Source organism: Mesorhizobium sp. AR07 (assembly GCF_024746815.1).
GTDB lineage: Bacteria > Pseudomonadota > Alphaproteobacteria > Rhizobiales > Rhizobiaceae > Mesorhizobium.
The window spans coordinates 3,843,493-3,869,130 of the sequence record NZ_CP080525.1 but is presented as its reverse complement, the minus strand read 5'-3'; the positions used below and the strand labels follow the sequence as shown (position 1 = coordinate 3,869,130).

The 25,638-nt window shown below is 64.2% G+C and carries 21 protein-coding genes and 1 riboswitch; of the genes, 11 read left to right on the top strand and 10 right to left on the bottom strand.

The window, feature by feature from the left end:
* Positions 1–133: 133 nt before the first annotated feature.
* Positions 134–1,732 (top strand): phosphoglycerate dehydrogenase, encoded by a 1,599-nt coding sequence (gene serA, locus BPNPMPFG_RS19725; protein WP_258590362.1) that lies wholly within the window; start codon positions 134–136, stop codon positions 1,730–1,732.
* A gap of 55 nt (positions 1,733–1,787) precedes the next feature.
* Here the strand turns inward: serA and BPNPMPFG_RS19720 are convergent, their stop codons facing one another.
* Complete coding sequence (locus BPNPMPFG_RS19720) at positions 1,788–2,699, bottom strand: DMT family transporter (RefSeq protein WP_258590361.1); 912 nt, start codon at positions 2,697–2,699, stop codon at positions 1,788–1,790.
* A gap of 301 nt (positions 2,700–3,000) precedes the next feature.
* On the opposite strand from BPNPMPFG_RS19720, the gene BPNPMPFG_RS19715 reads away from it, so the two are divergent.
* Positions 3,001–4,299, top strand: a complete 1,299-nt coding sequence (locus BPNPMPFG_RS19715; RefSeq protein ID WP_258590360.1) for an adenylosuccinate synthase — start codon at positions 3,001–3,003, stop codon at positions 4,297–4,299.
* Positions 4,300–4,374: 75 nt separating this feature from the next.
* Positions 4,375–6,066, top strand: coding sequence for a hypothetical protein (locus BPNPMPFG_RS19710; RefSeq protein WP_258590359.1), 1,692 nt, complete (start codon positions 4,375–4,377; stop codon positions 6,064–6,066).
* A 27-nt stretch (positions 6,067–6,093) separates the two neighbouring features.
* On the opposite strand, the gene BPNPMPFG_RS19705 is transcribed toward BPNPMPFG_RS19710, so the two are convergent.
* The 4 genes from BPNPMPFG_RS19705 to BPNPMPFG_RS19690 form a co-directional block, all read right to left on the bottom strand.
* Positions 6,094–6,393: a CcdB family protein gene (locus tag BPNPMPFG_RS19705; RefSeq protein WP_258590358.1), complete on the bottom strand. Its 300-nt coding sequence runs from the start codon at positions 6,391–6,393 to the stop codon at positions 6,094–6,096.
* A complete protein-coding gene (locus tag BPNPMPFG_RS19700) occupies positions 6,393–6,635 on the bottom strand; it encodes a type II toxin-antitoxin system CcdA family antitoxin (RefSeq protein WP_258590357.1) in 243 nt (80 codons plus the stop codon). Before BPNPMPFG_RS19700 ends, BPNPMPFG_RS19705 begins: the two co-directional genes overlap by 1 nt.
* 153 nt (positions 6,636–6,788) lie before the next feature.
* A complete protein-coding gene (locus BPNPMPFG_RS19695; RefSeq protein WP_258590356.1) occupies positions 6,789–8,609 on the bottom strand; it encodes an ABC-F family ATP-binding cassette domain-containing protein in 1,821 nt (606 codons plus the stop codon).
* 1 nt (position 8,610) lies between these two features.
* Complete coding sequence (locus tag BPNPMPFG_RS19690; protein WP_258590355.1) at positions 8,611–9,255, bottom strand: thiamine diphosphokinase; 645 nt, start codon at positions 9,253–9,255, stop codon at positions 8,611–8,613.
* An 88-nt stretch (positions 9,256–9,343) separates the two neighbouring features.
* Positions 9,344–9,458: riboswitch (TPP riboswitch) on the top strand.
* A gap of 43 nt (positions 9,459–9,501) precedes the next feature.
* Here BPNPMPFG_RS19690 and thiB point away from each other — a divergent pair.
* From thiB to BPNPMPFG_RS19670, 4 genes are all read left to right on the top strand, one after another.
* Positions 9,502–10,500: a thiamine ABC transporter substrate binding subunit gene (thiB, locus tag BPNPMPFG_RS19685; RefSeq protein ID WP_258590354.1), complete on the top strand. Its 999-nt coding sequence runs from the start codon at positions 9,502–9,504 to the stop codon at positions 10,498–10,500.
* Between the two features lie 263 nt (positions 10,501–10,763).
* The gene (gene thiP, locus BPNPMPFG_RS19680; protein WP_258590353.1) at positions 10,764–12,389 is read left to right on the top strand and encodes a thiamine/thiamine pyrophosphate ABC transporter permease; all 1,626 of its coding nucleotides are present in this window, start codon (positions 10,764–10,766) and stop codon (positions 12,387–12,389) included.
* Positions 12,382–13,164 (top strand): thiamine ABC transporter ATP-binding protein, encoded by a 783-nt coding sequence (thiQ, locus tag BPNPMPFG_RS19675; protein ID WP_258590352.1) that lies wholly within the window; start codon positions 12,382–12,384, stop codon positions 13,162–13,164. Before thiP ends, thiQ begins: the two co-directional genes overlap by 8 nt.
* 260 nt (positions 13,165–13,424) lie before the next feature.
* Positions 13,425–14,894 (top strand): M48 family metalloprotease, encoded by a 1,470-nt coding sequence (locus BPNPMPFG_RS19670; RefSeq protein WP_258590351.1) that lies wholly within the window; start codon positions 13,425–13,427, stop codon positions 14,892–14,894.
* A gap of 53 nt (positions 14,895–14,947) precedes the next feature.
* On the opposite strand, the gene BPNPMPFG_RS19665 is transcribed toward BPNPMPFG_RS19670, so the two are convergent.
* Positions 14,948–15,811: an RNA polymerase factor sigma-32 gene (locus BPNPMPFG_RS19665; RefSeq protein WP_258590350.1), complete on the bottom strand. Its 864-nt coding sequence runs from the start codon at positions 15,809–15,811 to the stop codon at positions 14,948–14,950.
* Positions 15,812–16,140: 329 nt separating this feature from the next.
* Between BPNPMPFG_RS19665 and BPNPMPFG_RS19660 the strand changes: the two genes are divergently transcribed.
* The 4 genes from BPNPMPFG_RS19660 to BPNPMPFG_RS19645 all read left to right on the top strand — a co-directional run bounded on the left by BPNPMPFG_RS19660 (position 16,141) and on the right by BPNPMPFG_RS19645 (position 20,064).
* Entirely contained in the window at positions 16,141–16,914 is a 774-nt protein-coding gene (locus BPNPMPFG_RS19660; protein WP_258590349.1) for an amino acid ABC transporter substrate-binding protein, read from the top strand.
* Positions 16,915–17,154: 240 nt separating this feature from the next.
* Complete coding sequence (locus BPNPMPFG_RS19655; protein ID WP_258590348.1) at positions 17,155–17,835, top strand: amino acid ABC transporter permease; 681 nt, start codon at positions 17,155–17,157, stop codon at positions 17,833–17,835.
* On the top strand, positions 17,832–18,602 hold the full coding sequence (locus BPNPMPFG_RS19650; RefSeq protein ID WP_258590347.1) for an amino acid ABC transporter ATP-binding protein: 771 nt from the start codon (positions 17,832–17,834) through the stop codon (positions 18,600–18,602). Before BPNPMPFG_RS19655 ends, BPNPMPFG_RS19650 begins: the two co-directional genes overlap by 4 nt.
* Positions 18,603–18,858: 256 nt before the next feature.
* Positions 18,859–20,064 (top strand): integrase core domain-containing protein, encoded by a 1,206-nt coding sequence (locus tag BPNPMPFG_RS19645; protein ID WP_258590346.1) that lies wholly within the window; start codon positions 18,859–18,861, stop codon positions 20,062–20,064.
* A 196-nt stretch (positions 20,065–20,260) separates the two neighbouring features.
* Here BPNPMPFG_RS19645 and BPNPMPFG_RS19640 read toward each other — a convergent pair whose 3' ends face one another.
* From BPNPMPFG_RS19640 to BPNPMPFG_RS19625, 4 genes are all read right to left on the bottom strand, one after another.
* Positions 20,261–20,842 carry a CarD family transcriptional regulator gene (locus BPNPMPFG_RS19640; protein WP_006327799.1) on the bottom strand — a complete coding sequence of 194 codons (582 nt, stop codon included), beginning with the start codon at positions 20,840–20,842 and terminating at the stop codon, positions 20,261–20,263.
* 369 nt (positions 20,843–21,211) lie between these two features.
* A complete protein-coding gene (fdxA, locus tag BPNPMPFG_RS19635; RefSeq protein ID WP_095089463.1) occupies positions 21,212–21,550 on the bottom strand; it encodes a ferredoxin FdxA in 339 nt (112 codons plus the stop codon).
* Positions 21,551–21,787: 237 nt separating this feature from the next.
* Complete coding sequence (locus BPNPMPFG_RS19630) at positions 21,788–22,174, bottom strand: RNA-binding S4 domain-containing protein (RefSeq protein WP_258590345.1); 387 nt, start codon at positions 22,172–22,174, stop codon at positions 21,788–21,790.
* A gap of 28 nt (positions 22,175–22,202) precedes the next feature.
* Entirely contained in the window at positions 22,203–25,574 is a 3,372-nt protein-coding gene (locus BPNPMPFG_RS19625; protein ID WP_413776786.1) for a helicase-related protein, read from the bottom strand.
* Between the last annotated feature and the right edge of the window lie 64 nt (positions 25,575–25,638).

Genomic DNA, 25,638 nt, shown 5'->3' with positions numbered 1-25,638 from the left:
TTCGCTTCCGCCCAGCTCAACGATCCATCATCCAGAAGATCCGGCCGCATCCGGCCGCAAGGACCTCACCCCGGCGCTTCGCGCCGACCCTCCCCTCAAGCGGGAGGGACGCCAATCGCAAAGGATCAAATCCATGCCCCGCGTTCTCGTCTCAGACAAACTTTCTCCCACCGCCGTGCAGATATTCAAGGATCGCGGCGTCGAGGTCGACTATCTGCCCGACCTCGGCAAGGACAAGGAAAAGCTCGCCGAAGTGATCGGCCGGTATGATGGCCTCGCCATCCGCTCGGCGACCAAGGTCACCGAAAAGCTGATCAGCGCGGCCACCAATCTCAGGGTTATCGGCCGCGCCGGCATCGGCGTCGACAATGTCGATATCCCGGCGGCAAGCCGCAGGGGCATCATCGTGATGAACACGCCCTTCGGCAATTCGATCACCACCGCCGAACATGCGGTCGCCATGATCTTCGCGCTGGCGCGCCAGATCCCGGAAGCCAACACCTCGACCCATGCCGGCAAATGGGAAAAGAACCGTTTCATGGGCGTCGAGATCACCGGCAAGACGCTGGGCGTCATCGGCTGCGGCAACATCGGCTCGATCGTCGCCACGCGCGGTGTCGGCCTCAAGATGCATGTCATCGCCTTCGACCCGTTCCTGTCGGACAAGCGCGCCGAGGAGCTCGGCGTCGACAAGGTCGAGCTGGACGAGCTGTTCGCCCGCGCCGACTTCATCACGCTGCACACGCCGTTGACCGACAAGACGCGCAACATCATCGATGCCGCGGCGATCGCCAAGATGAAGAACGGCGTGCGGATCATCAACTGCGCGCGCGGCGGGCTGATCGTCGAGGCCGACCTGGTCGCGGCGCTGAAGAGCGGCAAGGTGGCGGGCGCCGGTGTCGACGTGTTCGAGGTCGAACCGGCCGAACAGAATGCCCTGTTCGGCATGGAAAACGTGGTGGCGACGCCGCATCTCGGCGCCTCGACGGCGGAGGCGCAAGAGAATGTCGCGCTGCAGGTCGCCGAGCAGATGGCCGATTACCTGATCAAGGGCGCCGTCTCCAACGCCATCAACATGCCGTCGATCACCGCCGAGGAAGCGCCGCGGCTGAAGCCCTTCGTCAAGCTCGCCGAAGTGCTCGGCGCCTTCGTCGGGCAGGTTACCGAGGACCCGATCAAGGAGGTCGAGATCCTGTTCGACGGCTCGACCGCGACGATGAACACGCGCGCGCTGATCAGCGCCACGCTTGCCGGGCTGATCCGGCCGCAGGTCTCCGACGTCAACATGGTGTCGGCGCCGATCATGGTGAAGGAGCGCGGCATCATCGTCGCCGAGGTCAAGCGCGACAAATCCGGCGTGTTCGACGGCTACATCAAGCTGACGGTCAAGACCGAGCACAAGACGCGGTCGATCGCGGGCACTTGCTTCTCGGACGGCAAGCCGCGCTTCATCCAGATCAAGGGCATCAACCTCGACGCCGAGGTCGGCCAGCACATGCTCTACACCACCAATGCCGACGCGCCGGGCATCATTGGCCTGCTCGGCACGGTGTGCGGCGAGAACGGCGTCAACATCGCCAACTTCCAGCTTGGCCGCAACCGGCCGGGTGGCGATGCCATCGCGCTGCTCTATCTCGATGCACCGTTCCCGGAGAAGGTGCTGGAGCAGGTCAAGGCGCACAAGTCGATCGACTCGGCCAAGCGGCTGCAGTTCGACGTCAACGCGATGTGACCCTGACCTGTCATGAAAGATCGAAAAGGCGCGGCCTGGCCCGTGCCTTTTTTGTTCAGCGTGTGCTGGCTGAAGGCAGGTTGGCCAGCTTGCGTCCGCTGTATTCGGCAAGTGCGATGCCGCCCAGCACGAGCACCAGCGCCAGCGCCTGATAGAGCTGGAACGTCTCGCCGACGATCAGAACCGACAGCAAGGTGCCGAAGATCGGCACCAGGTTGATGAACAGGCCGGCGCGGTTGGCGCCGATCAGCTCGTTGCCCCTGATATAGAAAATCTGCGAAATGACCGAGGCGCCGATCGCGGTATAGACGATGACCGCCCAGCCGCGCGCGTCGGGCACGATGACCTTGCCGGCGGCGACCTCCCACAAGAAGAAGGGCAGCGAGGTAACCAATGCGGCGACCGACAGGGCCAGCATCAGGCTCTGCCAGTGCATCGCCGGTTTCAGCCGCAGTCCGACCGAATAGCCGCTGTAGAGAAACACCGCGACCAGCATGATCGCGTCGCCGAAATTGAGCTCCAGCGTCAACAGCCGGCGCGGGTCGCCGTGGCAGGCGGTCAGGATCACACCGAGGATTGTCAGCACGACACCTGCAATCTGCGCCCAGTTCACGCGCAAGCGGAAGAAGACGAAATTGGCTGTCATGATCAGGATCGGCATCGCCGCCTGTTCGATCGAGACGTTGATCGCCGTCGTGTAGTTGAGCGCCGTGTAGAAGATGGTGTTGAACAGAGTGAAACCACTGGCGCCAAGGGCCGCCAGCACGAGCCAGTGCTTGCGCACCACGGGCCAGTCCTTGCGTATCGTCTGAAAGCCGATCGGCAGCATGATCAGCACGGCCAGCACCCAGCGCAGGAAGACGAGCGTCATCGGCGAGACATGGTCGACCGCCAGCTTGCCGGCCACCGAATTGCCGCCCCACAGCAAGGTGGTGAGCAGCAGGAATATGTAGGCGCTTCGATGCATGGCGGGATTCCGGACACTATTGCATGTCGCCCAAAAGTGGGCAGCGGTTTTGGAACAACGACATGCATGGAAACAAAAAACCCCAAAGCGCGTCGCGACGCGCTTCAAGGACAAGCTGCGGCGTTTGCCGGCCTATTGCCCTCGTCCACCCAAGTAAATGATGTCAAAGCCGAAAATTGTTGTGCCTCAGCGTATTTTCGACGGCAAAGAAAGGTCGCGCTCGCGAGGTCTTGACGTTATAGAGGCCTGTCGTTTTGAACAGTCTTCCAGCCGCCGCGCGGCGTTTCAAGGGAAAAGAAACATGGCCAATGTGGTGGTCGTCGGCTCGCAGTGGGGCGACGAGGGCAAGGGCAAGATCGTCGACTGGCTGTCGGAGCGTGCCGATGTCGTGGTGCGCTTCCAGGGTGGCCACAATGCCGGTCACACGCTGGTCGTCGACGGCAAGGTCTACAAACTGTCGTTGCTTCCGTCCGGCGTCGTGCGTCAGGGCAAGCTGTCCATCATCGGCAATGGCGTCGTCTTCGACCCGCATGCCTTCGTCGCCGAAGTGGCGAAGCTCAAGGCACAAGGCGTCGACGTGACGCCGGATCGCCTGAAAATAGCCGAAAACACAGCGCTTATCCTGTCCCTGCATCGGGAGCTGGACGGATTCCGCGAGGACGCCGCCTCCAATTCCGGAACGAAGATTGGCACGACCCGCCGCGGCATCGGCCCCGCCTATGAAGACAAGGTGGGCCGGCGCGCGGTCAGGGTGATGGATTTGGCGGATTTGGAAACGCTGCCCTTGAAGGTCGACAGGCTGCTGACGCACCACAATGCGCTGCGTCGCGGGCTTGGCCATGCCGAAGTCACGCACGACGCGATCATGCATGAGCTGACCTCGGTCGCGGATGAGATCTTGCCCTATATGGACCGGGTCTGGAAAATCCTCGACGACAAGCGTCGTGCCGGCGAGCGCATCCTGTTCGAGGGCGCGCAAGGCACGCTGCTCGATATCGACCACGGCACCTATCCGTTCGTCACCTCGTCCAACACGGTTGCCGGGCAGGCGGCTGCCGGCTCCGGTGTCGGCCCAAGCGCCATCGGCTATGTGCTCGGCATCACCAAGGCCTATACGACGCGTGTCGGCGAAGGTCCGTTCCCGACCGAGCAGAAGAACGAGATCGGCGAGTTCCTCGGCACGCGCGGCCACGAGTTCGGCGTCGTCACCGGCCGCAAGCGCCGCTGCGGCTGGTTCGACGCGGTGCTGGTGCGCCAGGCCGTCGCTGTCAACGGCATCAAGGGCATCGCGCTGACCAAGCTCGACGTGCTCGACGGGCTGGACGAGATCAAGGTCTGCACCGGCTACCGTCTCGACGGCGAGATGATCGACTATCTGCCCGCCAGCCAGGGCGCTCAGGCCCGCGTCGAACCGGTCTACGAGACGCTGGAGGGCTGGAAAGGCACCACCGCCGGAGCGCGCAGCTGGAACGATCTGCCGGCCCAGGCCGTCAAATATGTCCGCTACATCGAGGAGCTGATCGGCGCCCCGGTCGCGCTCCTTTCCACCAGCCCGGAACGGGACGATACGATACTTGTGACCGATCCGTTTCAAGACTAGTTTCTGAAGCCTTTCCGGGCATCGCGGCCGATTTGCGGGGGCCGGCGCGGAAACAAAATACAGGTCGACTGAAGCATGGCAGATTTCGTTGCTGTTCTGAAAAAGGCGCTCGACAAGTACGGCGAGCCGACGCCGGAAACGCGCACGCGGACCTATGATGGGGCTCGTTCCGCGCTCGAAAAGAAACTTGCGGAGTATACGCCGCCGCTGTCTGCCGAGGCCATTGCCAAGCATAAGCGGTCCCTGGAAGACGCCATCGTGAGTGTCGAGCAGGACTATGCCAAGAGCGTGCCGGAGTCCGACCCGCTCGCGGAGCTGGAAAACATCTTTTCTTCCATCGACCGCAACAAGAACCAGCCGAGTCATGCACGGCAACCGGCGAAGGCTGAACCGACCTGGCCGGCACCGGCGGCCGCCAAGCCTGAACCTTATCGACCGGCGCCACCGCCTGCCGCCAAGGTCGAGCCAAGCTGGCCAAAGCCGACACCGGCGCCGGCCGTGCCGGCTCGGGCAGATGCAGATACGGTGCTTCCAGGCATGGACGCGGAGGAGGCCGATGACGACGTCGATGTCTTTTCCAGCAACGAAGAGCCGGTATCGGACACTTTCCAGCGCCTGCGTCCCGCCGAGCGCAAGCGCAGCTATGGCGGGCTGATCGCCGCCGTCGTCGCCCTGCTGGTCGTTGCCGGCGGCGGCTACGGCATCTGGCTGAACAAGGACGCCTTCAGCAAGATGCTCGGGCTTGACGGCACCAAGGTCGCGAAGACCGAACCGGTGAAGCCGGCGCCGGCCAAGCCGGCGCCGGCCAAGCCGGCTACCAATTCCGCGGCAACGCCGCCGGCGCCTGCGGCCGCTGGCACGGAAGCCGAAGGCACGAAATTCACCCAGCGGCTGACGCCACAGGGTAGCGAAACCGATCCCGGCCCGGCCGGCGGACAAAGCGGCATCGGCGAAGGCGAATCGGTCGCCGCGCTGACCACGCCGCCAACGGCGACGAACGCACCGGCCATTTCAGCACCGGCGGTTCCCGCACCGGCCGCCGGCACGCCCGCCGCGGCCGCACCCGCCACAACGCCGGCACCGGGTACGGCACCCGCGACGCCACCTGCCACTGGGGCCGCGCCCGCGGCACCGGCTGCCGCCGCCACTCCGCCAGCACCGGCGGGCGCTGCGCCTGCGGCACCGGCAGCCGCACCAGCGCAGACCGCTCTGCCGGTCGGCCAGAAGGCGATCTTCTATGAGGAGCGCACCAGCACCGCGCAGGGTTCGGCGGAGCCGGGCAACATCGTCTGGTCCTTGGTGCAGGAATCGCCCGGCGGCGACCTGCCGCCGGAGCCGGCGATCCGCGCCGAGGCGACCATTCCCGGCAAAGACATCCAGCTGCGCATGACCATCCGCCGCAACACCGACAAGACATTGCCGGCCAGCCACATCATCGAGATGATCTTCCTGACGCCCGACGGCTTCGAAGGCGGCGGTGTCGACAACATCCTGCGCGTCGCCATGAAGAGTTCGGAACAGGATGCCGGCAGTCCGCTGATCGGTATCCCGGCCAAGATCGCCGACGGTTTCTTCCTCGTCGCGCTCAACGACACCAAGGCGGACGAAGACGCCAACCTGACCTTGCTGCGCGGCCAGGATTGGATCGACGTGCCGGTCGTCTACAAGACCGGACGGCGGGCGCTGCTGACCATGGAAAAGGGCATTCCCGGCGAGAAGGTGTTCGACGAGGCGATCAAGGCCTGGCAGGCGAAGACGGCGGGCTGAGAAAAAGGCCGTAACTGCCGCCGTCGTTCAGAAGCCCTGGAACAGCATATCGAGTGCAGCGACGATGACATCGTGCTGCTTCGCCATGTTCAGTCGACTATCACCCAAGTCGCTGGCAGCCACGGTTGCGATCAGATGGGTGGCCATGACCAGTTTTCGCCCGTTGATTTCAAAGGTGGGATGGAGCTTTCGCATCGGCGGCGGCGCCGTTGCGACCGGCAGAAGCGGAACCACCACTCGTGTTTTGAAATTGTCGAGTAGGTCGGATTGAACGTCGAGCAAATAGCTGCCTTCGATGCGCCCCGCGAAGACATCGAAACGTGCCATCAGAACTGCCGCGAGTCTTCCAGCGGGATGCCGTGTTTTTCGACATAGTCGTTCCATGCATCCATGGTGGCGCGATTCTCAAGTTTCCAAAGCCGTGTTTTTTCGGCCGCCACCGCTTCCGCGATGCCAGCTTCCGCGGCGCGCGAGACATTCACGTCAAGGCCCTTGGCTTCCCGCATGAGGTTCGAATCGATCGACAGATTTGCTGGCTGACGGATCGCATTCAAGGCAATCTTGCGCATAGTAGCCTCCGCAACATGCGCATAATGTATGCGCATTTCCGCCTCGGGGCAATGATCAAACGCGGAATGTCCGGCCCTTGGCGATGGCTCCGGGCGTTCGTCACTTCAATCGATAAACCGATGTCGATTGATCGGCCTACAGTCGAACGCTCCTCACCCTTCCATCTCTTCGCGCAGCATCTCGAGTTCCAGCCACTCTTCCTCGAGCGCGGCCAGCGTTGCGCGCTCCTTGTCGAGGGCGGCGATGGTCTTCTGGAACGAGGCTGGATCGCGCTCGTAGTAGGCCGGATCGGCGATGTTGTTCTCCAGCCTAGAGATTGAAGCCATCACGGCTTCGATTTTCTTGGGCAGGGATTCCAGCGCGAATTTCTGCTTGAACGAAAGTTTCTTCGCCGGCCCCTTTGGCGCAGTGGCTTCACTTTTGGCCGTCACTGGGGCTTCGCCGGTTTCGGCCTTCGCCCGTGCCTTGCGGTCGTCGAGCCTGGTGCCGCCGCGCTGTGCCAGCATGTCCGAATAGCCGCCGGCATATTCGATCCAGCGGCCAGCGCCGTCGGGCGCGATGATACTGGTGACGGTCCGATCGAGGAAATCGCGGTCGTGGCTGACCAGGATGACGGTGCCGGCAAAGCCGGCGACCAGTTCCTGCAGCAGTTCCAGCGTCTCCATGTCGAGATCGTTGGTCGGCTCATCGAGCACCAGAAGGTTTGCCGGGCGCGCCAGCACGCGCGCCAGCAAGAGCCGTGCCCGTTCGCCGCCGGACAGCTCGCGCACCGGCGTGCGTGCCTGCTCCGGCTTGAACAGGAAATCCTTCATGTAGGAGACGACATGGCGCTGCTCGCCATTGATGACGAGGTTCTCGCCGCGTCCGTCAGTGAGATATTGCGCCAGCGTCTCTTGCGGATCGACCGCCTCGCGCTTCTGGTCGAGCGTGGCGATTTCCAGATTGGTGCCGAGCCGCACCGAACCGGCGTCGGGCTTCATCTCGCCGGTCAGCATTTTCAGCAGCGTCGTCTTGCCGGCACCATTGGGGCCGACAAGGCCGATGCGATCGCCACGCTGAATGCGGGTCGAGAAGCCCTGGACCACGGTGAGATCGCCAAAACGCTTCTCGATGTTCTTGGCTTCGATCACCAGCTTGCCGGATTCGGCGGCGTCGCTCGCCACCATGGTTGCCGAGCCTTCGGCGCCGCGATGGCCACGGAAACGCTGGCGCATGGTCTGCAACTCGCCGAGACGCCGCATGTTGCGCTTGCGCCGCGCCGTCACGCCATAGCGCAGCCAGTGCTCCTCGCGCACGATCTGGCGGCCGAGCTTGTGCTGCTCGCGCTCTTCCTCTTCCAGCACGAGGTCGCGCCATTCCTCGAAATGGCCAAAGCCCTTGTCCAGCCTGCGGGTCTGGCCGCGATCGAGCCAGATGGTGGCGCGCGACACGCGTTCGAGAAAGCGGCGGTCGTGCGATATGACGACGAGCGCCGAAGAGGTGCGGCTAAGCTCCTCTTCCAGCCATTCGATGACAGACAGATCGAGGTGGTTGGTCGGCTCATCGAGCAGCAGGATATCTGGCTCCGGCGCCATGACGCGGGCGAGGGCGGCGCGCCTCGCCTCGCCGCCGGAAAGGTCGTTCGGCCGCTCCTCGCCGGAGAGGCCGAGATGCTCCATCAGATAGCTGGCGCGGTACGGATCGTCGGCGGGGCCAAGCCCCGCCTCGACATAGGCGCGGACCGTCGCAAAACCCTCCATGTCAGGCATCTGCGGCAAATAGCGGACGGTCGCCGAAGGCTGGCGGAACACCTCGCCATCCTGCGGCTCGATCAGGCCGGCGGCGATCTTCAGCAGCGTCGACTTGCCGGAGCCGTTGCGGCCGACCAGCGCGATCTTGTCGCCGGCAGAAGCGGTCAAGGCGGCGCCATCGAGCAGCGGCGTGCCACCGAAGGTCAGCTTTATCCCGTCGAGATTGAGAAGGGGCGGGGCCATGTCAGCTTTCAGGTAAGGGATAAGGGTGAGCAAGCAACAGCGCGCGGCCATGGCCCAGCGCGATTTCGAGGTGGCCCTTGACCTCGTTGGAGATGGTCAGTGACGAGCCGAACGCCACCTTGACGTGATCGAGCGGCCATTTGGCGCCGGTGACGGTCAGGCCGGAAAGATCGGAAAAGCCGAGCACCGAAAACAGCGTGCCGTCGGCATAGTCGAAGCCGGCTTTGCGGGGCAGCAGGGGCGCGCCTTCCTGGGCGCCGCTGCTCAAAAGCACCTCCGTCCCGGCCTCGGCCAACCGCAGGCCAAGCGCCAGATGCAGGAAGGCGTGGTCGGCGCGCTTGCCGCCGAAGGCGCCGGCAAGCACCAGGCTGGTCGCGCCGCGCTCCAGTGCGGCGGCGATGGCCAATTCGCCATCGGTCATGTCCTTCTCCGCCGGGAAGGTCCGGCGGGGCACGGCGGCGAGGTCATCGGGCAGGTTGGCCGGCACCGAATCGAAATCACCCACCCACAGTTCCGGGACAAGGCCCAGCAGCCGCGCATGGCCGATGCCGGCGTCGGCGGCGATGACGCGGGAGCCTTCGACCTGGCGGTCGAGCCGTGGCGTGCGGATGAGATCGCCGCCAAGCAGGATGGTGAATGTGCTCATATCGTGTGGCCCTTACCAGCCCGGCACGGGAAACGGAAGGCCGGCAAACTGCCACTTGCGTGAGGGATCGGCCGGGCCTATGTGTCGAAACGCTCTAACGGGGTGCCGGACGCGATCTTCGCGGACCGGCTGAGAGGCAAACTCGCCAACCCGCTGAACCTGATCCGGTTTGTACCGGCGGAGGGATTAGACGTTTCGGACAGTCCGGCGCCTCAATTCCTTTCAATTCGAACGAAGGAGGCGCCGATGCGCACGTTTTTATACTCCCTTACCTCAGTCATCGCGGTGGTTCTTTCCGGGCCAGCCTTGGCCAAGGACAAACTCACCGTCTACACCTATGAGAGCTTCACCGCCGACTGGGGTCCTGGCCCCGTGGTGAAGAAGGAATTCGAGGCCGAATGCGGCTGCGAGATCGACTTCGTCTCGGTCGCCGACGGCGTCGCGTTGCTCAACCGCGTCAGGCTGGAAGGGGCATCGACCAAGGCCGACATCGTGCTTGGCCTCGACACCAATCTCACGGCCGATGCCAAGGCCACCGGCCTGTTTGCGCCGCATGGCGCGGTGTCCGATGTCAATGTGCCGGGCGGCTGGAGCGACGACACCTTCGTGCCGTTCGACTACGGCTATTTCGCCGTTGTCTACGACACCGAGAAGCTGAAGACACCGCCCAAGAGCCTGAAGGACCTGGTCGAAGGCAGTGCCGACGACAAGATCGTCATCCAGGACCCGCGCACCTCGACGCCGGGCCTCGGCCTGCTGTTGTGGGTCAAGTCGGTCTATGGCGACAAGGCGCCGGAAGCCTGGGCCAAGCTCAAGCCGAAGGTGCTGACCGTGACGCCGGGCTGGAGCGAGGCCTACGGCCTGTTCACCAAGGGCGAGGCGCCGATGGTGCTGTCCTACACCACGTCGCCGGCCTATCACATGGTCGCCGAGAACACGCAGCGCTACCAGGCGGCCTCGTTCGAGGAGGGCGAGTATTTGCAGATCGAGGTAGCGGGCATCACGACGACAGGGGCGAAAAATCCGCTGGCGGAAAAATTCATGGCCTTCATGACCGGACCGAAATTCCAGGATGCTATCCCCGAGACCAACTGGATGTTCCCGGCCGGCAAGACCGACAAGCCGCTCAATCCAGCCTTCGACAAGCTGGTCAAGCCGACCAAGACCCTGCTGTTCAGCCCCGAGGAAGTTGCCGCCAACCGCAAGGCCTGGGTCGATGAATGGCTGGCGGTGATGAGCAAGTAGGATTCAAGCTTCGCTAGATGTTTGCATCAAGTCACCCCCCTCTGGCCTGCCGGCCATCTCCCCCGCAAGGAGGGAGATTGAGATTGGCAGCTCTGTCGCCTCGTTCATTCCTGCCATTTTGGAAATTGGCCTGGGCGGTGAAGCCTGCAATCTCCCCCCTTGCGGGGGAGATGTCCGCTAGGACAGAGGGGGGTGGGCGGGAACTCGACCTTAGCCAAGCATTTCAATCAATCAACACCCATCACAGTGTTGGGTAGCGCGACATGCCTACGCGCCATTCAATCGACCCCCGCACCACCGCCGGCATCATCGCGCTCACCGCAGTCGCGCTTTTGATCGGCGGTGCGTTTGCCGGCTTGCTCGTCGAGGGCGCTCACGATTTCTCCGGCGCCTGGGCAGCCTTCGATCCCTATCTCCTGCGCGTTGTCCACTTCACGCTCTGGCAGGCTGCCCTCTCAACACTGCTTTCCGTCGGCCCGGCACTGTTCGTGGCGCGCGCGCTGTCGCGGCATCCACGCTTTTTCGGCCGTGCCTTGATCCTGCAGCTCTTTGCCGTGCCGTTGGCGCTGCCGGCCATCGTTGCTGCCCTCGGCATTCTTGCGCTCTATGGCCGTGCCGGCTATTTCGCGGGCCTGTTCACGGTGGTCGGCGGTGGAAGCTGGCCGGGCATCTATGGTCTGTCGGGCATTCTCGTCGCGCATGTCTTCTTCAATCTGCCGTTGGCGACAAGGCTGTTTCTCGAGGCGCTGCAGACCATCCCCGCCGATCAGTGGCGGCTGGCCAGCCAGCTCGGCATGGGCGCGGGGCCGGCGTTCCGGCTGATCGAATGGCCAACTTTGCGTGCTAGCCTGCCTGGTGTCGGCGGGCTTGTCTTCATGCTCTGCATCACCTCGTTCACGATCGTGCTGACGCTCGGCGGCGGGCCGGCCGCGACGACGCTGGAGGTCGGCATCTACCAGGCGCTGCGCTTCGATTTCGATCCGGCGCGAGCGGTCACGCTGACATTTCTGCAGATCGCCTTGACGTTTGTCGTGGTGCTGGCGCTGACGCGGCTTGGCGCCAACGTAGTCGGCGACACCAATCTGCCGGTCGCGCCGCGCCGCTACCTCTCGGTCAATGGCGCCGAGACCACGCTGAACGTTGTGCTGATCGCGCTTGCGCTGCTGTTCGTTGCCGGGCCGATGGCGGCGACGGTGATGGCCGGGCTCGGCGCCGATCTCGGCCGGCTGGCCGGCGAGGGCGCCGTGCGACAGGCGACGCTGACCAGTGCGGTGCTGGCCTTCCTGTCGGCGCTGCTTTCGGTGATGCTGTCGCTGGCGCTGACCATGGCGCGCCGGGCGCTGGCGTTGAACCGCCGCATCGGCGCAAGGACAATGCTTGAACATGCCACGGATACCGGCGCCGGCTTTGTCCTGGTCGTGCCGCCGATCGTTATCGGCGCCGGCTGGTTTCTGGCTCTGCGTCATGTCGGCGATGTCTTCGCCATCGCTCCGGTCATGGTCGTCACCGTCAACGCGGTGATGGCGATGCCATTCGCACTGCGCGCCGTCCGTCCCGCCTATGATGCGGCGAGCGAGCGTCACGAACGGCTCTGTGCGCAGCTCGGCATTGCGGGCTGGACTCGGCTCGTTCAGGTCGACTGGCCGTCGCTGCGGCGGCCGCTCGCCACCGGCTTTGCCTTCGCCATGGCGCTGTCGCTCGGCGATCTCGGCGTCATCGCACTGTTCGGCAGTGATTCCGTGCAGACCTTGCCCTACCTTCTGTTGGCGCGCATGGGCAGCTACCGCACGCAGGACGCCGCCGGCCTGGCGCTGCTGCTCGGTCTCGTCTGCCTCGCATTGGTCCTGGCGGCGGACTGGCTGGGAAGGGAGACGAACCGTGATGCCTGATGGGGCGGCTGGCAGGCTTGGAAAAGGCGCCGCGGTGCGGCTGGACAAGGTGTCGTTCAGCTACGGCGAGGCGCCGCTGGTCTTCGATGTCGATTTCGCCATTTCGAAAATCACCGCTATCATGGGGCCGAGCGGCTCGGGCAAGTCGACGCTGCTCAATCTGGTGGCGGGTTTCGAGGCACCACAGTCGGGCCGCGTGCTGATCGGCGGGGCCGACGTCAGCGCCGAGCCGCCTTCGGCGCGGCCGGTATCGATGGTGTTCCAGGAAAACAACCTGTTTGCCCATCTCTGCGTTGAGCAGAATGTCAGGCTCGGCCGCTCGCCGTCGCTGCGGTTGACCGAAGCGGATCGCGCCGCGGTCGCCGAGGCGCTCGAACGCACCGGCCTTGCCGGCAAGGAAAAGCGCCTGCCGCGCGAACTCTCCGGCGGTGAGCGCCAGCGCGTCGCCCTGGCCCGTGTCCTGGTGCGCGACCGGCCGGTGCTCCTGCTCGACGAACCCTTTGCTTCGCTTGGGCCCGCGCTGCGTGACGACATGCTGGATCTGGTCGCCGCCGTGCATGCCGAGCGGGGCATGACGGTGCTGTTCGTCACCCATCAGCCCGAAGATGCCCGCCGTATCGGCGAGCAGGTGGTGTTTCTCGACAATGGCGTGGTGGCCGCAACGGGCAAGGCGGATGATTTCTTCACCGGGACTGGTCCGGAAGCGTTCCGGCGCTATATCGGTGCCAGCGTCATCGGTGCGGTATCACGAGATATTGCCCGGAAGCGGACATAATTTACGGTCAAACCGGCCTCAGGCGATGTGGCGCTTGCTTGCCATGACTGGAGGAGTGTGGCTAGGTCGGCCCTACTGGTCCGGCACAGGCCGTGATTTGCCAACAGCATTCGCCGCCCGCCCGAGGGACGCGCGGCGAATGCTGTAGCAGTTTGAGATATGGCGCATGGCATGGTCCGAAAATCGCCCCCGATTTTCGTGGTGATGCGCCCGGGACCCGAAAGGAAGCCGTTCTGGCGATCGGCGTTGACAGATTACGAATGAATCCGCTGGCGCGCTTCCTCGCGCTGGCCGGCTTTGCCGTGGCGCTGGCGAGCTGCCAGATGTTCACCCCGCCAGCGGTTCAGGAATCCGGCTTCCAGCCTTCCGACAAGCCGATCACGGTCGACAATGTCGCCGCCAACAGCAAGCTCGCCGAACTGGCCAAGGCGCAGCATCCGCGCATCCTGGCGACCTATGGCGGCGAATATTCCGATCCCAAGCTCGAGCGCATGGTCGCCAAGGTGGTCGGCAATTTGACCGTGGTGTCGGCTAACCCGACGCAGACCTATCGCATCACCATCCTGAATTCCCCCAACGTCAACGCCTTCGCGCTGCCGGGCGGTTATCTCTACATCACGCGCGGCCTGCTGGCGCTGGCCAACGATTCGGCCGAGCTTGCCGCGGTCATCGCGCATGAGATGGGCCACGTCACCGCCAACCATGGCTTGCAGCGCCAGCAGCTGGAGGCCGAGGAAGGCCTGGCGACCAAGGTTGTCTCGGACGTACTCGGCGACAGCCCGACCGCCAAGGCAGCGCTGATCCGCGGCAAGCTTAGGCTGGCGCAATTCTCGCGCAACCAGGAACTGGAGGCCGACGCCATCGGCATCAAGTCGATCGGCGAAGCCGGCTACGATCCTTTTGCCGCCGGCCGCTTCCTGCAGTCGATGTCGGCCTATACCGACTTTCGCTCGATCAGCGGCGCCACCGATGCCAGCCTCGACTTCCTGGCCACGCACCCCAACACGCCGCAGCGCATCGATCTGGCGCAGCGCCATGCCCGCCAGTTCGGTGCGCCCGGCGTCGGCACGCGCGATCGCGATTCCTTCCTCGCCGGCGTAGATGGCCTGCTCTATGGCGACACGCCGGAAGAAGGCTATGTGCGCGGCGAAACCTTCCTGCATCCGGGCCTCGGCGTGTCCTTCTCGGTGCCACAAGGCTTCATCATCGACAATTCGGCGGCGGCCGTGACGGCAACCGGGCCGGGCGACATGGCGATCCGCTTCGACGGCGTCTCCATCGACAAAAACCGCGCGCTGACCGACTATGTCCGCAGCGGCTGGGTGGCTGGTCTCGACGCCAGCACCGTCAAGCAGGAGACGATCAACGGCAACGAGGCGGCGACCGCGCATGCCGGCGCCGACGGCTGGCAGTTCGACATCGCGGTGATCCGTGCTGGCGGCCAAGTCTATCGGCTGCTGACCGCGGCCCCGTCGGCCAGCACGTCGCTGGACACCGTGGCGCGTTCGGTCAGCGGATCGTTCCGTATCCTCAGCGCTGCCGAAAAGGCAGCCCTGAAGCCGCTGCATATCCGCGTCGTCACCGTTCAGCCCGGCCAGACGATGGGTTCGCTGTCCGCTCAGATGGTTGGTGTCGACCGCAAGCTGGACCTGTTCCGCGTGCTCAATGCGCTGTCGCCGGGTGCGGCGGTTTCGGCCGGCGACAAGGTCAAGATCGTCACCGACAAGTAAGTATCCGTTGCTATCCGCCGGAGGTCCGACGCGGCTTTCCGGGCATCAGGTTCTCAAGCGGCAGTCGCCAGAAATTCAGGGTTCTGCTTCACCAGCGCCAGTTTGAGCTTTTCCATGGCTCGCGCCTCGATCTGGCGGACACGTTCCTTGGAAATGCCGAGCGTCTCGCCGAGCGCTTCGAGGGTTGCGCCTTCGTCATTCAGCCGACGTTCCTCGATAATCCTCAACTCACGCGCGTTGAGCGCGCGAAGCGCCTCGCGCAGCCAGAGCGAGCGTCGTGCGACATCGATCTTGTCGCCGACGATCTCGTCGGGCAAAGGATCGTCCGAGACCAGAAAATCCATCCGCTCGGTCGAACCCGCATCGTCGGCAATCGGCATGTTGAGCGACGAATCCGGTGCCGACAGCCGCGAATCCATCATGGCGACGTCGGCTTCGGAGACCCCGAGTGCCACCGACACTTCGCGATAGAGCGTGGCGTTGGACAGCGGCTCGGTGCCGTTGGCCAGCCGCGCGCGCAGACGTCGCAGGTTGAAGAACAGCGCCTTCTGCGCCGAACTGGTGCCGCCGCGCACGATCGACCAGTTGCGCAGGATATAGTCCTGCATCGAGGCGCGGATCCACCACGTCGCATAGGTCGAAAACCGCACCTCACGCTCCGGCTCGAAGCGGGCGGCGGCTTCAAGCAGGCCGACGTGACCTTCCTGGATCAGGTCGCCGAGCGGCAGGCCGTAGTGGCGGAATTTGGAGGCCATGGAAATAACCAGCCGCATATGGGCGACGGTGATGCTGTGCAGGGCGTTCTGGTCGTTGTCCTCTTTCCAGAGCAACGCCAGCCGATGCTCCTCGTCACGTTCGAGGTAGGGAGCCTTCATGGCCGCGCGGACCATGATCCGTCCTGCCGTGTCTTCCATCATGAGGCGCTCCCTGGCTCAGGCGATGCGGATGACTTTGCGAACTTAGCTGACGCCCGGGTTGAAATGGCGGCGTCGTGCCCTAGAACAGCCAAAACGTGCCATGTCCGAGAATGGTTCCGTGGCCGTTGGCGGCCGGATTGTGTCGCCTGCGAGATGTCGGCGATGATGCACAATGGCCGCCATTGCCGCCGAACAATGACAATTCGAGAATCTGATTTCAGAAGACGGTTGTTTTTGAAATCCTGTTCCTTATTTTTCCGACTTGCATCTGTCAGTTTCCAGCGCTCACAACATGCCGGCCAGCCGGCCAAGGACGGGATCACAGAAAAATGAAATGGCTCAAGTCGCTCATCATCGCTGGAACGCTGCAGGCCCTGGCTGTCACCGCTGGCCATGCCGGCGCCAATCTCGACCAGATCAAGCAGGCGGGGGCCATCAAGGTCGGCACGGAAGGCACCTATGCGCCGTTCACCTATCATGACGCTTCCGGCGTGCTGGTCGGCTTCGACGTCGAGATCGCCAAGGCGATCGCCGACAAGCTTGGCGTCAAGGCGCAGTTCCTCGAAGGCAAGTGGGACGGGCTGATCGCCGGCCTCGACGCCAATCGCTATGACGCCGTCATCAACGAAGTCGGCATCACCGACGCCCGCAAGGCCAAGTACGATTTCTCCGATCCCTACATTGCCTCCAAGGCGGTGCTGATCGTGCGCGGCGACAACACCGACATCAAGAGCTTCGCCGATCTCAAGGGCAAGAAGTCGGCGCAGTCGCTGACCTCGAACTTCGGCAAGCTGGCTGAGACGAACGGCGCCGAACTCGTCGGCACCGATGGCTTTGACCAGTCGATCCAGCTGCTTTTGACCGGACGCGCCGATGCCACCATCAATGACAGCCTGTCGTTCCTCGACTTCAAGAAGCACAAGCCCGAGGCCAATGTGAAGATCGCCGCGCAAGAGGAAAACGCCGACTATTCCGGCGTCATCGTGCGCAAGGGCGATCCGGAGCTGGTGGCCGCGATCAACAAGGCGCTGGCCGACATCAAGGCCGACGGCACCTATCAGAAGATCGCCGACACCTATTTCGGCCAGGACGTTTCGAAGTAATTGTATGAGGTGTGGCCGGTCTCCGGCCATGAGACATATCAAGCGGCGAGCCGTCTTTGACGGCCCGCCGCTTTTGTCGTGATATGGCGCTTGCATTCGCGTTTCGTCGAAGCCGCCTATAGCGGTTCACCGTTTCACGGAAACGCCGAACCGCTATATCTCTTGTTTTGACGCAATTCCGGACGGAAAACCGCTTCACACTTTTCCTGGAATTGCTCTTGACCATCTGGAGGGCCTTTCGTGCCGCATTGGCTGCAATTGATGCTGGAGTCGCTGCCGTCGCTCTTGTGGGCGGCGCTGATCTTCACCGTGCCGCTGACGCTGCTGTCCTTCGTCCTTGGCCTGACGGTCGGCCTGGGGGCAGCACTTGCCCGGCTGTTCGGCCCGAAGCCGCTGGTCGCGCTTGTCCGCTTCTATGTCTGGATCTTCCGCGGCACGCCGCTTTTGGTGCAGCTGTTCCTGATCTTCTACGGCCTGCCGTCGGTCGGCATCCTGCTCGACGCCTTTCCGGCGGCGTTGATCGGCTTCACGCTCAACATCGGCGCCTACACGTCGGAAATCATCCGCGCGGCGATAGGCTCGGTGCCGAAAGGCCAGTGGGAAGCAGCCTATTCGATCGGCATGACCTGGAGCCAGGCGATGCGGCGCACCATCCTGCCGCAAGCCGGCCGGGTCGCGGTGCCGCCGCTCTCCAACACCTTCATCTCGCTGGTCAAGGACACGTCGCTGGCCGCCGCCATCACCGTGCCGGAGATGTTCCAGGCGGCGCAGCGCATCGTCGCCACCACCTATGAGCCGCTGATCCTCTATGTCGAGGCGGCGATCCTTTATCTGGCGCTGAGTTCGGTGCTGTCGGCCCTGCAGACGCGGCTGGAAGGGCGGCTCAACCGCTATGGCGGCTTCCTGGAGGCGCGCTCATGATCGGCCTCATCAACATCGAAAAGCGCTTCGGTGACAATCTCGTGCTGAAGGGCGTGACGGTCGCCATCGCCGAAGGCAGCGTCACCGCGCTGGTCGGCCCTTCGGGGGGCGGCAAGAGCACGCTGCTGCGCTGCATCAACCTGCTCGAGATGCCGACCTCAGGCACGGTGCGCATCGGCGACGAGACGCTCGAATTCCGCCCGGGCGGCAAGGTCCCCGCCAGGGACATCCAGCGCCTGCGCCTGCAGACCGGCATGGTGTTCCAGAACTTCCAGCTGTTCCCGCATCGCACCGCGATCGAGAATGTCATGGAGGGGCTGGTGACGGTGCTGAAATGGCCGACGGAGCGGGCGCGCGAGCGGGCGCTCGCTCTGCTGGAGAAGGTCGGCATGGCGCACAAGGCCGACGCCTGGCCGTCGACGCTGTCGGGCGGTCAGCAGCAGCGCGTGGCGATCGCCCGCGCGCTCGCTCCGTCGCCGAAAGTGCTGCTGTGCGACGAGCCGACCTCGGCGCTCGACCCCGAACTGGCGCAGGAGGTGGTCGACGTGCTTGGCAAGCTCGCCAGCGAAGGCACGACCATGGTGATGGCGACGCATGATCTGCGCCTCGCCTCCAAGATCGCGCGGGAAGTGGTGTTCCTCGATGCCGGCGTCATCGTCGAGAAAGGCCCGGCCGCCGCGCTGTTCGGCAATCCGGAGCAGCAGCGGACGAAACGGTTCATCGCGACGCTGAAGCAGGAGGCAGAGAGGGAAGGTGGGGGCGCTTAATGCCTCGTGGGTTTGCGCTGCCCCTCATTGCCCTGCCGGGCATTTCTCCCCGTATAGTGACGGGGAGAAAGGTCGACGTCATTGACGGTTTCGCCAATTGTCAGCGCTGCAAGAAAGAATGCCGAGTTTGCGGCTAAGCGGGCTTCTCCCCGTCACTATACGGGGAGAAGGTGCCGGTGTCCGAACCGGATAGATAGGTAACAGAATGGACCGATAGCATGGGTGACAGTTTTCTTGTCCGCCGGGAGGACCGGCGATGGTTTGGCGAGAGACTGGCATCATGGACGAACGACTTCGGTTTGTTGTGGATTGTCTGGCAGGCGAGGAGACGATGAGCGCGCTTTGTGCGGCGTACGGCATCTCGCGTAAGAGCGGCTACAAATGGCTTGGTCGCTATCGCGCGTTTGGCCCGGAAGGTTTGCACGATCTGCCGCGAGCACCGCTCAATCATGGCCGGGCGACGGCGCTTGACTTGGTGGAGCGGATCGTCGCGGCGAAGGAGACGCACCCGCTGTGGGGGCCTAAGAAGATCGTTGCGCGGCTCAAGCGCACGGCGCCCGAGCTGGTCTGGCCTTCAGCCTCGACGGTGGGCGCGATCCTTGCGCGGCATGGACTTGTCGGCACTCGCAAGCGGCCGCACCTGCGGGCCTGCGGCAATGGTCCGTGGCCGGAGCCAGAGGGGCCGAACGCAGTCTGGACGGGTGATCACAAGGGTTGGTTCCGGACTGTTGACGGGTGGCGTTGCGAGCCCTTGACGGTGATGGATGCGTCGAGCCGCTACTTGCTGGCGCTGGAAGCGACGGGGTCAACAGCAGAGAGCGAGGCCTGGCCGGTGTTCGAGCGGTTGTTTGAGGAGCATGGCCTGCCGGATCGGTTCAGAAGCGACAACGGTTCACCGTTTGCATCGGCCGGCGTCACTGGGCTGACGCCGCTTGCGGTGCGCTTCATCAAGCTCGGGATCATCCTGGAGCGGATCGCGCCTGGCAAGCCGCAGCAGAATGGACGCCACGAGCGCTTTCATCTGACCATGCTGCCATTGGCTGAGACGCCGGAGGCCGACAGAACGGCTCAGGGCCAGGCCTTCGAGGCCTTCCGGCGTAGCTACAATGAGGAGCGTCCGCATGAGGCGCTCGCCATGGACACTCCAGCCCAGCATTACCGCCCGTCACAGCGCGCCATGCCAAAAACAGCACCCGAGCCCGATTATCCGGACGAGGCGGCGGTGCGCCATGTGCGCCACAATGGCGAAATCAGGTGGAATGGCGGCTTCATCTACATCTCAAAGGCGCTGGTCGGCGAAGCGGTCGCCGCCACCGAAACCGAGGGCGGCGAATGGGCACTCTCCTTCCATGCCCATCCGCTCGGCATCATCGACACCAGGCGCATGAAGCTTGTCCGCCGCAGCGCCGCGCCAACCAAACCGCTTGGCGCTGCAACGGACAATACAGGGGGAGAACTGTAACCCATGTATCCGGTTCAAAGTGTTACCCATCTATCGGCTGGACACCGGCAGGCGGATGAGGGGCAGCGCGGCCGTTCTGATTTAAATGGGCAAGGCAAATCGAGTTTGCCCGGCATCTGCGTCCAAGCTATCGAGCCAACCAACAAAAAACCCGGCGCGAGGCCGGGTTTTTCATGACTTCAGAAGCGAAAAAAGCTCAGGCAGCTTCTTCCTGCTCGGCTTCCTCATTGTCGGCCTTGGCGCCGCGCTTGGGGCCCTTATTGAGGTTGACCTCGATCAGGCGCACGGCTTCGGTTTCCGACATGCGGTTGACGGCCGCGATCTCGCGGGCCATGCGGTCGAGCGCCGCCTCGTAGAGCTGACGTTCGGAATAGGACTGCTCCGGCTGGTTGTCGGCGCGGTAAAGGTCGCGCACCACTTCCGAGATCGAGATCAGGTCGCCTGAATTGATCTTCGCATCATATTCCTGCGCACGGCGCGACCACATGGTGCGCTTGACGCGGGCACGGCCCTGCACGACCTTCAGCGCGCGCTCGACATAATCCTCTTCCGACAGCTTGCGCATGCCGATGGAGGTCGCCTTGGCGACCGGCACCTTCAGGCGCATCTTGTCCTTCTGGAAGTCGATGACGAACAGTTCCAGCTTGTGCCCAGCCACTTCCTGCTCGTCGATCGAGACGATCTGGCCGACGCCATGCGCCGGATAGACGATGTACTCGCCGGTCTTGAAACCGTGACGTGCAGCTGTGGACTTCTTCTGCGGGGTGATCGTTGCCATTACGCCCTGAACTCCTTCGTTGTGGTGCCGGCGTCCTGCCGGCCCGAACTCGCGCGATCGGGGAACCGATCGTTAGCCGCACAACAGATGACCCATCGGAAAAAGCCGGGACCGGCAAACCGCAATAGTGCGACCGCCTGGCCCAGATCGCTCTGGTCCGGAATGGGATTTTCACCTTTCAGTGATTTGGGGCGTCTGCGCCATAAATCGACGTTGTGTCACCGGCATGTTTCGCTGATGTAACACAAAAAGTCGGAAGAATCAAGGTTTTGCTGCATTCGCGAAGGCCACAGGTCAACGCCGCCTGTCAAGGCGGTTAATGTGACGTGCCTCTTACCCAGCGTAATACCGGCCTTTGCGGCCCTGTTGTCAATCGCCTTCGCCGGGCTCGGCCGAGAAATATTTCTCGAACTTGCCGGCCTCGCCATCGAAGGATTTGGCGTCTGCCGGGGGTTCCTTCTTGGCGGTGATGTTAGGCCATTTCTCGGCGTATTCGGTGTTGATCTGCAGCCATTTGTCGAGGCCGGACTCGGTGTCGGGCTTGATTGCGTCAGCCGGGCATTCCGGCTCGCAGACGCCGCAGTCGATGCACTCGTCGGGATGGATGACGAGCATGTTCTCGCCTTCGTAGAAACAGTCGACCGGACAGACCTCGATGCAGTCCATATATTTGCATTTGATGCAATTGTCGGTCACGACATAGGTCATCGGTCGGCTCCGGGACGTCCCACTTTTGTTGGGCTTTTTGCGTGAGGTAACGCCTTTGGCCGCGGCTTGCAAGGGCAGCCGTTGCGGGCGGTGCCGGTGTTTCCGGAATGGAATTCCAGACGGCAGGTCCGGCACAAGCCAGTTATGTCCCGCAGAGCGCGTTGTTTGCGGGGCTCAGTTTTTGTCTCGCGTGTGTCGTTGTCGCAAAACCACAGCGCATTTTTGAGCGACGGGGCATCAGTCCTCGCCAAGCAAGCGGTCGGTCTGGCGGCGTTCCTTCTTCGTCGGGCGGCCGCTGCCGGCCTCGCGCAGCGCCGGAATTGCATCGGGCGGGGCTTCACCCTTCGGCGCCGGCGGCGGCGAGATATCCTCATAAAGCGTGCGGGCCTCTTCGGCCGGGCCGCGCCGCACACCGGCGTTCAGCACCTTCCAGACGAAGATGCGCCGCTCGAGCGTGATGGTCAGCACGTCGCCTGGCTTGACCAGATCGGAGGCCTGCGCTGCTTTGTCGCGATTGATGCGAACCCGACCGGCGATCACCAGCTTCGCCGCCAGCGAGCGCGATTTCACGGCACGCGAGAAGAACAGCCATTTGTCGATGCGCTGACGGTCCCTGGCGGCCATTGGGGCAACCATCGAAGCGAGCCCAAGCCTACTTCTTCAGCTGGTCGCGCAAGGCGGCGAGCTTGGCGAAGGGCGAGTCCGGATCGAAGCGCACCGGGCGCTCCTCGCGCGGCTTCGGCTGGAAAGCGGGCTTTCCGCCTTGCGGGCCACCTTTGCCTTCCGGCCTGCCACCCTTCCAATCAGGCCGGCCTTCGCGGCGGTCGGGACGCTCGCCTTGCGGCCGGCCTTCACGCCGCTGTTCGCCTTCGGCCTGCGGCTTGGGCTTGAACTTCGAGCGGTCGAAGCGCGGCTTGCCGGTGCCGTCGCGCCGTCCCTCGTGGGCCGGACGTTCTCCTGGCGTGGCTGCCGCCTGCACGCCGGCGGCATCGGCCGGTGCATCGCTTCGGCCGCGCGTCGCCTGTCCGTTGCGCGGGCGATTGTTGCGGCCTTCGCGATGACGCGGGCGCTGCTCGAAACGGCCCTGACGCCACAACAGGATCGGCTTTGGCGCCTCGGCCTCTGGGGCGGGCTCGCCGGTTTCACCTTCCCCCTCGTGGGGAGGGTCGGCGCGCAGCGCCGGGGTGGTGGGAGCGTCGGTGGTTGCAACTGCATGGTTGGCGCCATCACCCCCATCCGCGTCGCTTCGCGCCGCGACCTCCCCCATCGAGGGGGAGGTGAGAGCGTCGGCGCTTTCGGCCGGCTCAAGCACCGCCGCAGCAGCCTCTACTACTTGCGGAACTTCTTCAGTGGCCTCGGCCGACGCTTCGGGTTGCTCTTCCGCGACAGGCTCTGCTGCCGCTTCCGCGACGGGCTCTGCGGAAATTTCGGCGACAGTCTCACCTGCGACAGCCGGCTCAGCGCCTTCTACCGATGTCTCCGCGGCTGCATCCGCTGCCGCGGCTTCCGTCGCCTTGGCCTGCTCGGCTTTTGCAGCCTCTTCAGCCGCAGCCTTCGCCGCCGCCGCTTCGCGCGCGGCATTGTCCTGCGCCTCGAGCCGGGCCTTGACCTCGACGGCCGGCTTCGGCTCGGCACGGTAGCCGAGGCCTTTCAGGATCTCTTCCATGTCGTCGGCGGTGGCGCCGAGGATCGACATCATCGGCGGCGTCACCATGAAGGAGTGGCCGTCATAGGCGCCGTCCGGGCGCTGGCCGAGGCCAGGCTTCCAGTTGGTCGCCGGGCGGATCAGATCCGCCAACCGCTCCAGAATGTCGATGCGCACGGCGCGGCGGCCGAGATTGCGGTAGCCGGCCAGTTTGTAGAAGGCCTTGTCGAAGGTCGGATCGATGACCACCGAGGTGCGGCCGGAGGCGAGCGCATGGACCACGTCGCCGAAGCCCGGCTTGTCCTTGCCGTCGTTCTTCAGCGCCCACAGCAGCGTCACCAGTCCGGCCGGTGCCGGCTTGATCAGCGCCGGCACGAAGACATGGTAGGCGCCGAAGCGCACGCCAAGCCGGCGAAGGGCTGCGCGGCCCTCCTGGTCGAGCGACTTCATCTCCTCGGCGATGTCGCGGCGGTTGATGAGGCCGAAATTCTCGACCAGCTGGAAGGCGATGCCGCGGCCGATGCCGGCGATCTGGTCAGCGTTCTTCAGGTCGACCAGCGGCTTCAGCAGCGACTCGATCTGGAAATTGACGAAACGCTCGGCACGCGCCGCGACCTTGTCGCGGGCCGGGCCGGTCAGTTGTTCGTCGGCCAGCAGCACAAGGCGCGGCTTCAGCGCGTCTTCGCCTGAAACCAGGGTGCCGATCGGCGCGCCGATCCAGCGCAGCGTGCCATCCGAACCGAGCGCGATGTCGCCGTTGGCTGAGGCGCCGAAGCGTTCGGCGCGCGCCTCGAATTCGGCAGCCAGCGCCTTCTGGGCGGCAGTGCGCACCGCCTTGGCGTCTTCGCCGCCGGCGGTCTGGTCGGCGGTGAAGCGGAACCCCTGCAGCTCGCCGACATGGTGGCCTTCGACAAGGACGGTTCCGGTAGGACTAATTTCGGCTTCAGGCATGGTATTTTCTCTAAGGCGCCGCATGAGGACGGAAGTCCTGCGGTCTACGAAGCGTTTCGTCAACCGCTCATGCAGCGCATCCGACAATCTGTCTTCGATTTCGCGCGTCTTTTCCTGCCAGTGTGCCTGATCGGCCAGCCAGCCCGGCCGGTTCGACACGAATGTCCAGGTGCGGATCTGGGCAATGCGGTGCGACAGCGTGTCGATATCACCCTCGGTGGTGTCGGCGCGGCGCACCTGCTCGGCCATGTAGTTTTCGTCGACATGGCCATGCCGGGCGAGGTCCGTATAGATCGAGGCGATGAGGTCGGCATGCTGGGCCGGCGCGATCTTGCGGTAATCCGGCAGCGCGCAGGCCTCCCACAGCAGTGCCACGCGTTTGGCATTGGTGGCGAGCGCGCGGATATCCTCGTCGCGCGACAGGTGCTCGAGCGCCTGCGCGTCCACTGCCGGCAGAGCGCGCGTCAGCCCCTCGACCGGGGCATTGGTCTCGATCGAGCGCTTCAGCGCGTCGAGGCTGGCAAAGTCGAAATGCGCGGTGCGCCACTGCAGCACCTTCACCGGATCGAAATCGTGGCTCTCGATCTTCTTGACCAGATCCTCGTCAAGTGGATCGACCTGGCCGGTGACGCCAAAGGTGCCGTCGCGCAGATGCCGGCCGGCACGGCCGGCGATCTGGCCAAGCTCGGCCGCCGTCAGGTTGCGATACTGATAGCCGTCGAACTTGCGGTTCTGGGCGAAGGCAACATGGTCGAGGTCGAGGTTGAGACCCATGCCGATGGCGTCGGTGGCAATGAGATAGTCGACATCGCCAGCCTGGAACAGCGCCACCTGCGCGTTGCGGGTGCGCGGCGACAATGCGCCGAGCACGACGGCGGCACCACCCTGCTGGCGGCGGATCAGCTCGGCGATGGCGTAGACCTCGTCGGCGGAGAAGGCGACGATCGCCGTGCGCCGCGGCAGGCGGGTCAGCTTCTTGGAGCCGGCATAGGCGAGATGCGATAGCCTTGGACGCGTAACCACCGAGACGCCCTTCAACAGGCGCTGGAGGATGCCGTGCATGGTGGCCGCGCCGAGCAGCAGCGTTTCCTGGCGGCCGCGCAGATGCAGGATGCGGTCAGTGAAGATGTGGCCGCGCTCGAGGTCGCCGGCAAGCTGCACCTCGTCGATGGCGACGAAGGCGGCATCGGTCTCGCGCGGCATGGCCTCGACGGTGCAGACCGAATATTTTGCCCCTGCCGGCTGGATCTTTTCCTCGCCGGTGATCAGCGCCACCTTGTGGGCGCCGACCTTTTCGCAGACGCGGGCGTAGACTTCCCGCGCCAGCAGCCTAAGCGGCAGGCCGATGATGCCGCTCTCGTGCGCCACCATGCGCTCGATGGCGAGATGGGTTTTGCCGGTGTTGGTCGGCCCAAGCACGGCGGTCACGTCGCGGCCCCGACAGGATCAGCGGCTCGGTGGGTTTGGGCTGGATGTTCATCGACCTGGAAAT

Excerpts from the sequence above, each read along its gene's own strand:
- serA (WP_258590362.1), top strand. The coding sequence starts at position 134 with ATGCCCCGCGTTCTCGTCTCAGACAAACTTTCTCCCACCGCCGTGCAG.
- BPNPMPFG_RS19720 (WP_258590361.1), bottom strand. The coding sequence starts at position 2,699 with ATGCATCGAAGCGCCTACATATTCCTGCTGCTCACCACCTTGCTGTGG.
- BPNPMPFG_RS19715 (WP_258590360.1), top strand. The coding sequence starts at position 3,001 with ATGGCCAATGTGGTGGTCGTCGGCTCGCAGTGGGGCGACGAGGGCAAG.
- BPNPMPFG_RS19710 (WP_258590359.1), top strand. The coding sequence starts at position 4,375 with ATGGCAGATTTCGTTGCTGTTCTGAAAAAGGCGCTCGACAAGTACGGC.
- BPNPMPFG_RS19705 (WP_258590358.1), bottom strand. The coding sequence starts at position 6,393 with ATGGCACGTTTCGATGTCTTCGCGGGGCGCATCGAAGGCAGCTATTTG.
- BPNPMPFG_RS19700 (WP_258590357.1), bottom strand. The coding sequence starts at position 6,635 with ATGCGCAAGATTGCCTTGAATGCGATCCGTCAGCCAGCAAATCTGTCG.
- BPNPMPFG_RS19695 (WP_258590356.1), bottom strand. The coding sequence starts at position 8,609 with ATGGCCCCGCCCCTTCTCAATCTCGACGGGATAAAGCTGACCTTCGGT.
- BPNPMPFG_RS19690 (WP_258590355.1), bottom strand. The coding sequence starts at position 9,255 with ATGAGCACATTCACCATCCTGCTTGGCGGCGATCTCATCCGCACGCCA.
- thiB (WP_258590354.1), top strand. The coding sequence starts at position 9,502 with ATGCGCACGTTTTTATACTCCCTTACCTCAGTCATCGCGGTGGTTCTT.
- thiP (WP_258590353.1), top strand. The coding sequence starts at position 10,764 with ATGCCTACGCGCCATTCAATCGACCCCCGCACCACCGCCGGCATCATC.
- thiQ (WP_258590352.1), top strand. The coding sequence starts at position 12,382 with ATGCCTGATGGGGCGGCTGGCAGGCTTGGAAAAGGCGCCGCGGTGCGG.
- BPNPMPFG_RS19670 (WP_258590351.1), top strand. The coding sequence starts at position 13,425 with ATGAATCCGCTGGCGCGCTTCCTCGCGCTGGCCGGCTTTGCCGTGGCG.
- BPNPMPFG_RS19665 (WP_258590350.1), bottom strand. The coding sequence starts at position 15,811 with ATGATGGAAGACACGGCAGGACGGATCATGGTCCGCGCGGCCATGAAG.
- BPNPMPFG_RS19660 (WP_258590349.1), top strand. The coding sequence starts at position 16,141 with ATGAAATGGCTCAAGTCGCTCATCATCGCTGGAACGCTGCAGGCCCTG.
- BPNPMPFG_RS19650 (WP_258590347.1), top strand. The coding sequence starts at position 17,832 with ATGATCGGCCTCATCAACATCGAAAAGCGCTTCGGTGACAATCTCGTG.
- BPNPMPFG_RS19645 (WP_258590346.1), top strand. The coding sequence starts at position 18,859 with ATGGTTTGGCGAGAGACTGGCATCATGGACGAACGACTTCGGTTTGTT.
- BPNPMPFG_RS19640 (WP_006327799.1), bottom strand. The coding sequence starts at position 20,842 with ATGGCAACGATCACCCCGCAGAAGAAGTCCACAGCTGCACGTCACGGT.
- fdxA (WP_095089463.1), bottom strand. The coding sequence starts at position 21,550 with ATGACCTATGTCGTGACCGACAATTGCATCAAATGCAAATATATGGAC.
- BPNPMPFG_RS19630 (WP_258590345.1), bottom strand. The coding sequence starts at position 22,174 with ATGGCCGCCAGGGACCGTCAGCGCATCGACAAATGGCTGTTCTTCTCG.